We start from the raw sequence: 11,800 nt of genomic DNA, 5'->3' as shown, positions 1-11,800 counted from the left end.
GCCTATGCTTGGCGCACTTGCGGCTTTCCATCCGAAGGCGGGCCAACGGATCCGCGCGCAATGATGGCGGTCGGCAAAACGAGCCTTTCCGCCGGGCGGGAATCTCCCTTCAATCGCCGGATGAGCAATTCCGCGACGCTCTTGCCAAGCGCGTAGACGGGCTGGTCGATAACGGTGATGGGCGGCGTGGTGACGCTCGTCCAGTCCGCATCATGGAAAGTGATGAGCGAAATGTCGTCGGGAACCCGCAGGCCGCGCTCGCGGGTCACCTTGAAGATCTCCAGCGCAATGACGCTGTCGGAGGCGAGGATCGCCGTCGGCCGATCCGGCGCCGACAGCATCTCGCCGGCAACCCTGCGCGTTTCGGTGGGGCTTGTCGCGCCAAGGCGAACAAAGCGTTCTGGCCGATCAAGTCCGGCCTCTCGGCACACGGTGAGGAAACCGTCGATGCGCTCACGGACCGACGAGGTGTAGATCTGCCCGAGATCGCGGTACTCGTGCCCTTCGGCGTCGACCGCGGTCACATAGGCAATGTTGCGGTGGCCGGCATCCGCTAGAAAGCGGGTCGCCAGCATGGCGATGCCGCGATCGTCGGTCGTGACCGTATCGACATCCAGATCTGCCAGCGCCCTATCCAGCAGGGCAAGCGGTCGGCCCGAGCGGTGGATATCGCGCAGGTGCGCGATGTCGCGCGATTCCGACGGCGTGACGATCAGCCCGTCGACGCGCTTGCCGATGAGCAGTTTCACGGCCGCCTTTTCCGCCTCGATCTTCTCGCCGGAATTGGCCAGGATGACGTTGAACCCGGCTGCCTTTGCCGCGTCGCTGATGCCGCGTACCGCGAGGCTGAAGAACGGGTTCTCGATGTCGCCGACAACCACGCCGATGATGCCGGAGCGGCCGGTCGTCATGCTGCGGGCGAGCTCGTTCGCACGGTAGTCCAAAGCCTTGGCCGCGGCCATGACTTCCGCGCGGATCATGTCGCTGACGACGCCGTATCCGCCGAGCACGCGCGCGGCTGTCGCTTTCGAAACATTGGCCGCACGGGCGACGTCGCTGACCGTTATCGACGGGGTCTTGGGGTCGGTTCTTTTCATCGGATGACGACTACAAGAGTTGTTGACGGGAGGTCAACGTGGCGATAACGATTAACAAAGAGACCGGTCTCACACAATATGAGACCGGTCTCTTTAGAAGGAGTGGAGCCGAGAGGCGTGACGGACCGTGATTTCGGCAAGGGCATGTCGGCGCGCCAGATGGCGGCTCGACGGAAATACCAAGAAGAACAGACCTTCAGAGTGGAGAAAGACATGAGCAGCAAAGAAATTCTCAAGTCGTTGATGTGCCCGGTCAGAACCGGCGCAATGGCTCTTATGGCGATGTGCCTCGGCGCCGGGCTGGTTTCAGGAGCGGCCGCCGCGGATGACAATCCCTATGGCCTCATTGATGCGAAGGTCATTAGCGTCGGAACCATGGGCGATGCCAAACCCTACGCTTTCACCCAGGCCGATGGGTCGTTCACCGGCTTCGACATCGAATTGTTCCGCAACGTCGCGAGCCGCCTTGGCTTCAAGCCCGACCAGGTGATCTTCACCGGCCAGGAATTCTCGGCGCTGATGCCTTCGGTTGCAAACGAGCGTTTCGATGTCGCGGTCGCGGCAATCGGCACGACGGAAGCACGCAAGAAGACCGTCGACTTTTCCGACGGGTATATCGCAGGCTATCTCTCCGTGCTTACCGCCGACAAGGCGATCACGGCGGCGGACGGGCTCAAGGGCAAACGTCTCGGCGTCGTACAAGGCACGCTCCAGGAAATCTACGCGGCGAAGAATTTTGTCGGAACCGATCTCGTCAAATTCCCCGACAACAACTCCGCCGTTTCGGCGCTTAACAACGGAACCGTGGATGCCCACTTCCTCGATTACGAGGCCGCCAAGGACTATGGCCTTCGCTACCCGAACCTGAAGATCGCGGTCAATATTCCTTCCTTTGACGCGCCGGCCGGCTTTGTCCTTCGCAAGGGCAACGACAAGCTCCGCAATGCGCTGAACACCGCCCTTCACGCGGCCATGCAGGACGGCACCTGGAAGACGCTTTATGAAAAGTGGTTCCCCGGCTCGCCGATGCCCGACCAGTATCTTCCCAAGAAGTAGACCGTACCCGGCCGCTGGCTCTCATGCCGGCGGCCGGATTACGCCGCCGTCCTTGATGCGGACGATGTGAATAGCGCAACCGAAAGGGGGGCGAATGAACTGGCTCGAAAACCTGCGGCGCAGTTTCCTCGACTGGCAGGCCATGGCGGACGTGCTGCCCAGCATGATCACCATCGGATTGAAGAACACGTTGATCCTCGCCGCCGCGTCGACGGTGCTGGGTGTCATCCTCGGCATGATCCTGGCGGTCATGGGCATCTCGCAATCGCGCTGGCTGCGCATTCCGGCGCGGGTCTACACGGATATATTCCGTGGGCTGCCGGCGATCGTCACCATCCTGCTGATAGGCCAGGGCTTTGCCCGCATCGGCCGTGAAATCTTCGGCCCTTCGCCCTTTCCGCTCGGCATTCTTGCGCTGAGCCTGATCGCCGGCGCCTATATCGGCGAAATCTTCCGCTCGGGCATCCAGAGCGTCGAGCGCGGGCAGATGGAGGCCTGCAGGGCGCTCAGCATGAGCTACGGCCAAGGCATGCGCCTGATCGTGATCCCGCAAGGCATCCGCCGCGTCTTGCCGGCCCTCGTTAACCAGTTCATCGGCAACGTCAAGGATTCAAGCCTTGTCTACTTCCTCGGTCTGCTCGCCTCGGAGCGCGAGATCTTCCGTGTCGGTCAGGACCAGGCAGTGGTCACCGGAAACCTCTCGCCATTGCTTCTGGCCGGCGTGTTCTATCTCGTCATCACCGTGCCGTTGACCCATGTGGTCAACTACATCGACAACTCGCTGCGGGTCGGAAAGCAAAAGGCCAGCCTCGTCATCAGCGGCCTGGCCGAAGTGAGCGAACTGGAGGGCGCCACCGGCAGTGCACTTTCGGAGGCCGGCTCTGATGCCCGCTCAGCGCTGCCCCGCTTCAAGGGCGGCAGTCTCGCCATTACCGATCTCGACATGGCCTATGGCGACCTCGATGTTCTCAAAGGCGTCAGCCTGGCAGTCAAGCCTGGCACGGTCACATGCGTGATCGGCCCATCAGGTTCGGGCAAGTCGACCCTGCTGCGCTGCCTCAACCGCCTGGTCGAGCCCAAGGGCGGTGAGGTGTTGCTCGATGGTGCGAGCATCCTGGCGATGAAGCCTGAAAAACTGCGCCGGCGTGTCGGCATGGTTTTCCAGCAGTTCAATCTGTTTCCCGACCACACCGCGCTCGAAAACGTCATGCTGTCGCTGACCAAGGTAAAGGGGCTCCCTGTACAGGAAGCTGAGCGCATCGCCGAGGCGCGCCTTGCCGACGTCGGGCTTGCGACCCGCAAACACCATCGTCCAGGGAGCCTTTCCGGTGGCCAGCAGCAGCGTGTGGCAATCGCTCGTGCATTGGCGATGGACCCGGAGGTCATCTTGTTCGATGAGGTAACGAGCGCACTCGATCCAGAACTGGTGAAGGGTGTGCTCAACCTCATGGCGGATCTCGGCCGGCGCGGCATGACAATGGTCGTGGTGACGCATGAAATGGGCTTCGCCCGCAAGGTCGCCGATCAGGTCGTCTTCATGGATGAAGGCCGCATCATCGAGGCCGGCACGCCTGCCGCGATTTTCGACACGCCGAAAAGCCCGCGTCTGAAGCACTTCCTTGCCGAAGTGCTTTGATCACGCATGAGCCCTTCAAGACCCAAACCAACCTCCACCAGTGAAAGATATCTCATGGCTGCATCACATCAGGTTTCCAAGGTCGTTGTTGTCGGCGGCGGCATTTTTGGCGTCTCCTCGGCCGTTCATCTTGCAAGGCTCGGCATCGAGACCGTGCTGGTCAATGATGGACCGCTCGCCAAGGGAGCTTCCGGCCGCTCGCTCGCCTGGATCAATTCGGCGCGCAGGCGCTCGGCTGAATATCATCGCCTGCGCATGATCGGTATCGACCGCTACCGCAGTTTGTCGGCGCGATGCCCGGATGCCGCCTGGCTGCGTTTCGACGGTGGCCTGACGTGGGATGCGGACGATGCCTCAAACGAGATCGCCGATGTCTTCGCTCACGAAAAACGTCTCGGCTATGATGCGCAGCATCTGTCCGCGGACGCCATAAGGTTGGTCACGCCGGGTGTCTGCGCAAGCGCTGTCACGCCTCAAGGCGCGATCTTCAACGCGGGCGAGGGCTGGGTCGACCTGCCGTCGCTGATCGAAATATTGATCGCGGAATTCGTGGAGCGGGGCGGCCAGGTGGTCACCGAGGCCGGAAGCGCTACCGTCACCGTCGCCAACGGCCGCGCCACCGGCGTCACCACCACCAGCGGGATCAGCTTCGCCGCCAACGCGGTGCTTCTGGCGACCGGTGCGGATGTGCCGCGAATGGTCGCCGTGGCCGGTCAGCGTATTGCCGATGGGACACCGATCGCGCTGCTGGTCAGGACCAAGCCAGTCGACTTGCCTCTACGCGCCGTGCTCAACACGCCGCGCGTCGCCATCCGGCCGACGCCTGATGGCGCCCTCGCGCTCGATTCTGCCTGGTCGGAAGAAGAGGTGGTAGTCAATCCGGACGGCACTTATCGCATAAAAGCATCAACCATCCAGGGGCTTCTCGACGAAGCGTCGAATGTTCTCGACGGTCATCCGAAATTGGAATTGGAGAGCTACGGTGTCGGGCCCAAGCCGATCCCCGGAGACGGCGAGCCGGTCTTCGGCCAGTTGCGGGAGATCGAGGGGTATTACGTCGCCTTCAGCCACAGCGGCGCAACACTTGGCTTGATTGCCGGCGAACTGCTTGCAACCGAGATCGCCACCGGAACAGAGCACCCACTCCTTGCAAGCTTTCGACCGTCTCGATTTTCACTTTAGCCCGCCAATTCGCCTCGGAATGGGATGTAATGTGGCATGCCTGGAGTTTCGCTAGCCGAGACGGCGGCCGCCTGGCCGCTTACGCGCACCGAACCTGACACCGGAACATTTTCTCCACGTTGAAGTTGGACAGCGCCAGGACCGTCTTTCGTCCAAGCTCAACCAGCGCTGAGAAATTCCATGACCAACCAACACCCCAAGACTAAACAGCCCACGGACAAGGATCTGCGAGACAACCCGGGAATCGGCACCTCGAAGGGCGCGGTCAAGGGCGGCGATATGCTCGACGAGAACGATGCTCTCGATGGGGACAATACGTTCGAAGGCGATGTCGAGAACGACGTCACGCCTCAGGGCGGCATCAACCCTGACCAGACCGGACGCACGAACAAGTAGGAGGCGCCTTGCCATGGCCGGCCGGAAGACCCACGAGCAGCAGCTGCGCATCATCGAAAAGCGCGAGAACACCAGCAAAGCCGGCGACGATTTCAATGCCGAGGATGAGCTGAAGAGAACCAAGCAGGAGCGCGAGGCGCGGCAAGACGGCGCCAATCTGCGCGACGAGGGCGTGGAATTGACCGACAAGGACAATCGCCAGATGATCCGCGGCGAAAACCAGGAGAGCGAGCACCGCAAGCGCAGGCAGGACGACTAAGCCTGTCGTCTTTAAGGCTATCGAGGAGCCATGCCAGACTACCGGCACGCCAGGCACCGCATGGTCGAGGCGCACATCGCCCGCCGCGGTGTGCGCGACGAACGAGTCCTTTCGCCACTGAGGCGAATCCCGCGCGAGAAATCGTCGACGAGGGGTGCGAGGAGTTCGCCTATGGGGACGGTCCGGGCGGCGTTGCGCTCTGGCTATAGGGACTTGCGAAGACGCGACCTGAACATCGGCCAGCTCTGCCGCGAGAGCTTTTGGCGATCAGACAGCCTCGGCCACTACATGCAATCCTCGGCCTCGCAGCAGTTCGATGCCTTCGTCTGTTCGATCGCACCTCGCCTGTTCAGCCGCTGACTGCCGAACAGCGCCTCATCGGGTGGTACTGAGACCTTTGCCTTCGGCACCTGAATAGGCGGCCTTGCCTTCGGGCACGGAACATCTCACCGACTTTCTGGTTAGGCAGGCCGGATGAAGGGAGCTTTGCGCATGGCCACTAATTTGGAAGACGGCAAGACCGCTCAATGTTCCGACGACTTGCATGGCGGCAATCGCGGCGGCGACAAAGACCAGCGTAAGACTGACAAGACCGCGAACAAGAGCAGCCAGGCGGCGGGATCCGCATCGCGGTAGGACTGAGACATGCCGACCGCCGCGGACATCCTCATCGAGACGCTGATCGACTGGAACGTCGATATCATCTTTGGCCTGCCGGGCGACGGCATCAATGGCATCATGGAGGCGCTGCGCAGGCGGCAGGACCGTATCCGCTTCATTCAGGTGCGACACGAGGAATCCGCGGCGTTCATGGCGTGCGCCTACTCAAAATGGACAGGCAAGCTCGGTGTCTGCCTCGCAACTTCCGGCCCTGGCGGCACACACCTCCTGACGGGCCTCTACGATGCCAAGCTCGACCAAGCGCCGGTGCTCGCCATTACCGGCATGCAGTTCCACGACCTAATCGAGACCTTCACCCAGCAGGATGTCGACTTGACGCGCGTCTTCAGCGATGTCGCCGTCTTCAACGCGCAGGTCTCCGACGCGGCGCATATGGAAAGCCTGGCCGGTCTCGCCTGCAGGTCGGCGCTGGCAAGTCGCGGTGTTGCGCATCTGTCGATCGCCAGCGATGTGCAGGAGCACACGCTCGACCAGGCCAAGCGCTCGAAGCGCAACAGACCGTCGCATACGCCGGATCGTTGGTTCGAAGGAAGCAGGCTTCCCGACGAAGAACAACTTGCGAAAGCCGCCGAGATCCTGAACGGGGCGACGAAGGTCGCGATCCTCGCCGGTCGGGGCGCGCTTGGTGCCAGGCACGAGTTGGAAGAGACGGCGGAGCTGCTTGGTGCCCCCGTCGCAAAGGCCTTGCTCGGTAAGGCTGCCTTGCCCGACGATCACCCGCTGACGACTGGCGGCATCGGAATTCTCGGCACGCTGCCGTCGCAGGAAATCATGGAGGAATGTGACGCGCTGCTCGTCGTCGGCTCGACCTTTCCCTACATCGAATACTACCCGAAGCCGGGACAGGCGCGCGGGGTGCAGATCGAGCGCGACCCGCAGCGCATCGGCCTGCGCTATCCCGTTGAGGCCGGCCTTGCCGGCGATGCCGCCGTGACGCTGCGATTGCTGAACAGGCGCCTGAAGCGCAAGGATGATCGCAGCTTCCTCGAGAAGGCGCAGGCGGGCATGCGACGCTGGCGCGAGATGATGGCGCAGTCGGAGCAAAAGGCCGCCACTTCGCTCAAGCCCCAGGTGGTTACACGCGCATTTGGGAAACGATTGCCCGATGATGCGATCCTGGTTGCCGATTCCGGCCAGAACACCGAGATGGCGGCCCGCCATATCGAGCTGCGTGACGGGCAGGCCTTCGGCGTCTCGGGCGCGCTGGCCTCGATGGCATGCGGACTGCCCTATGCGATCGCCGCGGGCCTGGCCTTTCCCGGCCGGCCGGTCTTCGCGGTCGTCGGCGACGGCGGTCTCGCGATGCAACTCGGCGAGTTCTCGACGGCAGTTCGGTACCGGGTCCCACTCAAGGTGCTCGTGCTCAAGAACGGCATGCTCAATCAGATCGCCTGGGAGCAGATGATGTTCCTCGGTAACCCGCAATTCGCCTGCGAACTCCAGCCCATCGACTTCGCCATGGCCGCCGAAGCCATGGGCGGCATCGGCTACAGCGTCTCTCGCGCCGAGGAGGTGGAAGGTGTTCTCGACGCTGCCCTGGCTGCTGAGGGTCCGGTGGTCATCGAGGCCGTGGTCGACCCGTACGAACCGATGATGCCACCGAAGATGCCACCGGATTATGCGAGAAATTTCCGCAATGCGCTACCGGATACCCCCGGACGCGCGGAAATCGAGGCGAATGTGGCGCAAGAGCCGCTTAGGTCGATGATTACCGCCGGCGAGAAAGACTGACCACACGCAAGAAGGAGCACGAGTTGAACAAGACCGACAGCGGCACCGCAAATCGCGGTTCGCCGGACCTCATGGGCGGCGACCAAGCGTGCAAGGCCGAGGAATGGGGCGGTGGCTCGAAAGCCGCCAAGGGACCGATCACGGAACCGGATCGACACAACCGCAACTCCAACCAAAAAAGGACCTGACATGCAGGATGCCCAGCAGAAATATCCTCAGCCGCCGCTTCCCGAACAGCAGCAGGACATGCCCGGCTACACCGACGAGATGGATCCACGGCCCGACCACGGGGAGGAGAGCTATCGCGGCAGCGGTAAGCTGACGGACCGCGTCGCGCTGATCACCGGCGCGGACTCGGGCATCGGCCGGGCGGTGGCTATCGCATTTGCACGCGAAGGCGCCGACGTCATCATCTCCTACCTTGAAGAGGACGAAGATGCGCAGGAGACGGCGCGCTTGGTCGAGGAAGCGGGGCGCAAGGCGGTGCTCGCACGCGGCGACATCTCGGACGAAATCTTCGCGCGGTCGCTTGTGCAGCGAGCTATCGATGAATGCGGGCGCCTGGACATCCTCGTCAACAATGCAGCCCACCAGGCGTCGTTCGAGAAGCTTGAGGACATCAGCGCGGAGGAATGGGATCTCACCTTTCGCACCAATGTCTATGCGATGTTCTATCTGTCCCAGGAAGCAGTGAAGCACATGGAAGCCGGCTCAACCATCATCAACACATCCTCGATCAACGCGACCAGTCCATCGCCGGCACTTCTTGCCTACGCCACTACCAAAGGAGCGATCGCCAACTTCACCGCCGGACTTGCAGGACTGGTAGCTGAACGCGGCATTCGGGTAAACGCGGTCGCTCCCGGGCCGATTTGGACGCCGCTGATCCCGTCGACGATGCCCTCTGAGAAGGTCAAGGAGTTCGGCAAGAACACGCCGCTCAAGCGTCCCGGGCAACCGGCAGAGCTTGCAGCGACCTATGTGCTGCTTGCCTCGGAAGGATCGAGCTACACCACCGGCGCACTCTACGAGGTCACCGGCGGACGGCCGATGCTTTGAGCGAGCGTACCTGCCAGCTCCACGGCGCCCACTCCCCGTAGCACACCGACATGTGGCGAGGCTCATGCCGATCAGGATCGCGGACAACCGCCACGTCCGCAAACTGGTCGAGGCGGATGCCGAAGCCTCCCACCAGACCCTGAACCGGAGGTTGGTAGACGGGAAGCTGACTTCATTCCGGGTCAACCGGAGCGTCAGCTTTCGGGGAGGGGCAAACGCTGGGTGAATGTCCCCGATAGGCGCATTGCAGCCATGCCGCCGTCGCGTTGTGAGACTGATTTGGCGACCAGCAAAACAGCAGCCTCTACGACTCGTCCCTCTCATCGCGCAAATTAGACACAACGCGGCGGTTCTGCGACCTACAGGCGGAGTCGGGGCAGTCGCGGACCAGCCTGTCCTTGCCGTAGCCCTTGGCCCACATGCGGTTCCGGTCTATGCCGCCGGCGGCGAGGTAGTCCATCACCGCATCGGCGCGCTGCTGTGACAGCGCCGTTTCGCTTGCGCCGGGATCGTCGGCGAAACCCTGCAGCTTGAGCAGCCAGCGCGGATGCTTTGTCAACCAGGCGATCTGGGTGTCGAGGGTGGCCTTGGCGACAGAATCGAGCGCGGCCGAACCTTTCGTGAAGTAGGTGCGGCGGCCGACATTGAGGATAAAATCCTCCTCGCTGCCCGGCTGCACGTTCTGGAAGCCGGCAATCTCGGCGTTGGTGACGTCAGGCGTCGACGGGGCCAGCGTGTTGCTGGTCGAGCAGGATGCGGCCAGAACCAGCAGGCCGGCGGCGAGCAGCCGGCGCGTGTTTTCAATCATGCGGTTCATGATGCGCCAATCATTCGACAGTGGTGGAAGCGGGCGCCTGGTCGGCGATGTGCGGCAGGACCTCCACTGCGGTGCCGATCGGGCACCGCTGGTAGAGGTCGATGATATCTTCGGGGAACATGCGGATGCAGCCGCTGGAAGCGTCGGTGCCGATGCTCCATGGCTCCAGCGTGCCATGCAGGCGGTAGCCGATGTCGGCGCCGTCGCGGTACAGATAGAGCGCTCGCGGCCCGAGCGGATTGTTGGACGCGCCGCCCGCGATCATGGGCGGCAGGTCCGGCTTGCGCTCGCGCATTTCGGGGGGCGGGACCCATTGCGGCCACAGCGCGCGGCGATCGATCGTCGCGCGGCCGTACCATTTGAAGCCTTCCTTGCCGACGCCGACGCCGTAGCGGATGGCAGTCTTGTTTTCCATGATGAGGTAGAGGAAGTGGTGGCGGGTATCGACCACGACGGTGCCGACCGGCTCGCTGCTGAAATACTTGACGATCTGGCGATGCCATCTCTTGTCAATCTTGGCGAAGTTGGTCTTGCGATAGACGAAATCGTTATCGCTGGCGGTACCGGCGAAAAAGGATTTTGCCCCCGCGGCTTGAACAATATTGCTGGTTCCACCGACCGCGACCAGCGCCAGACCGCCGAGCACGACACCCCTGCGTGATAAAACCATCGGCAATCCCCCATGCCTTAAGCCTGGCGAACCATAGTTGAGAATGATTTCGGCTCAAAGTGGAAAAATGCTGCAGTGGGTGGGCCGCAAGCGGTCTGTCCGCTTGACGGCAAAATAGCGACTGCCCGCCGGCTCACGCCGGCGAGCTTTTTTGTGCGGACGGGAACATCCTCGCTCCAAGGGTGTTCTGTCACACCCGGCTCGTTCTTCATCGGTCGTGCCGGTGACCAAGATGTCCCCTCATTCATCATGGTCGGCCCGCGCAGCCTTGACCGCACGCGCGGGCCATCCCATCACAAGGCCCGCTGGCTCACGCTGGCGGGTTTTTTCCGCGTCCATGCGCCGACACTCATCTTCGCGTGCCTGTCACAACGAGCCAGGCGGATTCCAGTATCCGTACGCGGCGAGGAGGACTTGCGACATGCCTCGCTGCGGGATTTTCGCGATGAGTCACCTGGCTCCCGCTGAACGCCATGGCCTGACCACCGGGCGCGTTGGACGACCTTCAAGTCAAAAAAGCCCGCGGCAATCGCACCTTAGGCGAAGAGGCTTTGCTTTGTTGATGCAGTTGTCATCGCATCAATCGTGGGTAGCAACGCGGTTGTTGCGTGTTGTTGGAGAGATGGGGTTTCCCGAAAAGAATGAACATGCGCAGACAAAAGAAGCGAGCAGGATGGCCGTGAGTACATCTGCCAAATATCTATTACCTCATATGCGCTCGCTCCTCGGAAGGCGATCCCGCCACCCTCTCGACAGTGAAGATGGCGGGATCTCAACCGGCGACAAGGGACTTCGATCGACGGTGGGTTTCCAATTCGGCGTCCGGCTGCGTGTTCCGCCGTTCGGGCTTCTTCCAACCGCAATCAGACGTAAGTCCTATCCCATAAGACTGATGCCAAATTCGGAACATCCGCTGAAGCATTGCGTTCGGCAGCGTGAAACCCCAAGGCAAAGGATGACTAATCATGTCGAATTGCGAGACTGCAAAATCACATTCGTTAGGAAATCGCGTGGCTGATCTCACAGCCAAGATGCGTGAAGCGCAGATTGACGCGGGTGAAATGATGGCCTTCCACAAGGTTGCAACTATGTTGGAGGACAGCCAAGGACGTATCAATGGCGACGACTTGATCGCCGCATCCTTCGTTCTGCTGGAAGACCGAGCGCCCGAGTGACCTTGCGTTGGTCGGCTTCGATCGTTCCTCGATCAGCAATG

General features: G+C 62.0%; 14 protein-coding genes. 11 read left to right on the top strand and 3 right to left on the bottom strand.

Annotated features, from left to right (window positions below; all coding sequences use genetic code 11):
• Window positions 1-2 precede the first annotated feature (2 nt).
• Window positions 3-1,097, bottom strand: coding sequence for a LacI family DNA-binding transcriptional regulator (locus NKH54_RS11360; protein WP_353028230.1), 1,095 nt, complete (start codon window positions 1,095-1,097; stop codon window positions 3-5).
• Between the two features lie 213 nt (window positions 1,098-1,310).
• Between NKH54_RS11360 and NKH54_RS11355 the strand changes: the two genes are divergently transcribed.
• From NKH54_RS11355 to NKH54_RS11310, 10 genes are all read left to right on the top strand, one after another.
• Window positions 1,311-2,153: an ABC transporter substrate-binding protein gene (locus tag NKH54_RS11355; RefSeq protein WP_023732310.1), complete on the top strand. Its 843-nt coding sequence runs from the start codon at window positions 1,311-1,313 to the stop codon at window positions 2,151-2,153.
• Window positions 2,154-2,247: 94 nt separating this feature from the next.
• Window positions 2,248-3,789 carry an amino acid ABC transporter permease/ATP-binding protein gene (locus NKH54_RS11350; RefSeq protein WP_353028229.1) on the top strand — a complete coding sequence of 514 codons (1,542 nt, stop codon included), beginning with the start codon at window positions 2,248-2,250 and terminating at the stop codon, window positions 3,787-3,789.
• A 54-nt stretch (window positions 3,790-3,843) separates the two neighbouring features.
• Window positions 3,844-4,971, top strand: a complete 1,128-nt coding sequence (locus NKH54_RS11345; RefSeq protein WP_353028228.1) for an NAD(P)/FAD-dependent oxidoreductase — start codon at window positions 3,844-3,846, stop codon at window positions 4,969-4,971.
• Window positions 4,972-5,151: 180 nt separating this feature from the next.
• Window positions 5,152-5,367: a hypothetical protein gene (locus NKH54_RS11340; protein ID WP_023667757.1), complete on the top strand. Its 216-nt coding sequence runs from the start codon at window positions 5,152-5,154 to the stop codon at window positions 5,365-5,367.
• 13 nt (window positions 5,368-5,380) lie between these two features.
• Window positions 5,381-5,626: a hypothetical protein gene (locus NKH54_RS11335; protein ID WP_353028227.1), complete on the top strand. Its 246-nt coding sequence runs from the start codon at window positions 5,381-5,383 to the stop codon at window positions 5,624-5,626.
• Between the two features lie 213 nt (window positions 5,627-5,839).
• Window positions 5,840-5,986: a hypothetical protein gene (locus NKH54_RS11330; RefSeq protein WP_353028226.1), complete on the top strand. Its 147-nt coding sequence runs from the start codon at window positions 5,840-5,842 to the stop codon at window positions 5,984-5,986.
• A gap of 132 nt (window positions 5,987-6,118) precedes the next feature.
• Window positions 6,119-6,262 (top strand): hypothetical protein, encoded by a 144-nt coding sequence (locus NKH54_RS11325; protein WP_353028225.1) that lies wholly within the window; start codon window positions 6,119-6,121, stop codon window positions 6,260-6,262.
• Window positions 6,263-6,271: 9 nt separating this feature from the next.
• Window positions 6,272-8,038, top strand: a complete 1,767-nt coding sequence (locus NKH54_RS11320) for a thiamine pyrophosphate-dependent enzyme (RefSeq protein WP_353028224.1) — start codon at window positions 6,272-6,274, stop codon at window positions 8,036-8,038.
• Between the two features lie 23 nt (window positions 8,039-8,061).
• Complete coding sequence (locus NKH54_RS11315; protein ID WP_023710084.1) at window positions 8,062-8,226, top strand: hypothetical protein; 165 nt, start codon at window positions 8,062-8,064, stop codon at window positions 8,224-8,226.
• Between the two features lies 1 nt (window position 8,227).
• Window positions 8,228-9,097, top strand: coding sequence for an SDR family oxidoreductase (locus NKH54_RS11310; protein ID WP_352652807.1), 870 nt, complete (start codon window positions 8,228-8,230; stop codon window positions 9,095-9,097).
• Between the two features lie 304 nt (window positions 9,098-9,401).
• Here the strand turns inward: NKH54_RS11310 and NKH54_RS11305 are convergent, their stop codons facing one another.
• Together NKH54_RS11305 and NKH54_RS11300 are read right to left on the bottom strand one after the other, a co-directional pair.
• Window positions 9,402-9,914, bottom strand: a complete 513-nt coding sequence (locus NKH54_RS11305; protein WP_023732303.1) for an OmpA family protein — start codon at window positions 9,912-9,914, stop codon at window positions 9,402-9,404.
• 10 nt (window positions 9,915-9,924) lie between these two features.
• Complete coding sequence (locus NKH54_RS11300; protein WP_023682764.1) at window positions 9,925-10,584, bottom strand: L,D-transpeptidase; 660 nt, start codon at window positions 10,582-10,584, stop codon at window positions 9,925-9,927.
• A gap of 1,010 nt (window positions 10,585-11,594) precedes the next feature.
• Here NKH54_RS11300 and NKH54_RS11295 point away from each other — a divergent pair.
• Entirely contained in the window at window positions 11,595-11,759 is a 165-nt protein-coding gene (locus NKH54_RS11295) for a hypothetical protein (protein WP_023667766.1), read from the top strand.
• Window positions 11,760-11,800: the final 41 nt, after the last annotated feature.

It is taken from the genome of Mesorhizobium sp. M1004, from assembly GCF_040318795.1.
Taxonomy (GTDB): Bacteria; Pseudomonadota; Alphaproteobacteria; order Rhizobiales; family Rhizobiaceae; genus Mesorhizobium.
The sequence above is the reverse complement of the archived record's forward strand: the minus strand, read 5'-3'. Positions and strand labels throughout refer to the sequence as shown.

What these genes read in the sequence shown, in the direction of transcription:
- NKH54_RS11360 (WP_353028230.1), bottom strand. Translation starts at nt 1,097, where the DNA reads ATGAAAAGAACCGACCCCAAGACCCCGTCGATAACGGTCAGCGACGTC.
- NKH54_RS11355 (WP_023732310.1), top strand. Translation starts at nt 1,311, where the DNA reads ATGAGCAGCAAAGAAATTCTCAAGTCGTTGATGTGCCCGGTCAGAACC.
- NKH54_RS11350 (WP_353028229.1), top strand. Translation starts at nt 2,248, where the DNA reads ATGAACTGGCTCGAAAACCTGCGGCGCAGTTTCCTCGACTGGCAGGCC.
- NKH54_RS11345 (WP_353028228.1), top strand. Translation starts at nt 3,844, where the DNA reads ATGGCTGCATCACATCAGGTTTCCAAGGTCGTTGTTGTCGGCGGCGGC.
- NKH54_RS11340 (WP_023667757.1), top strand. Translation starts at nt 5,152, where the DNA reads ATGACCAACCAACACCCCAAGACTAAACAGCCCACGGACAAGGATCTG.
- NKH54_RS11335 (WP_353028227.1), top strand. Translation starts at nt 5,381, where the DNA reads ATGGCCGGCCGGAAGACCCACGAGCAGCAGCTGCGCATCATCGAAAAG.
- NKH54_RS11325 (WP_353028225.1), top strand. Translation starts at nt 6,119, where the DNA reads ATGGCCACTAATTTGGAAGACGGCAAGACCGCTCAATGTTCCGACGAC.
- NKH54_RS11320 (WP_353028224.1), top strand. Translation starts at nt 6,272, where the DNA reads ATGCCGACCGCCGCGGACATCCTCATCGAGACGCTGATCGACTGGAAC.
- NKH54_RS11310 (WP_352652807.1), top strand. Translation starts at nt 8,228, where the DNA reads ATGCAGGATGCCCAGCAGAAATATCCTCAGCCGCCGCTTCCCGAACAG.
- NKH54_RS11305 (WP_023732303.1), bottom strand. Translation starts at nt 9,914, where the DNA reads ATGAACCGCATGATTGAAAACACGCGCCGGCTGCTCGCCGCCGGCCTG.
- NKH54_RS11300 (WP_023682764.1), bottom strand. Translation starts at nt 10,584, where the DNA reads ATGGTTTTATCACGCAGGGGTGTCGTGCTCGGCGGTCTGGCGCTGGTC.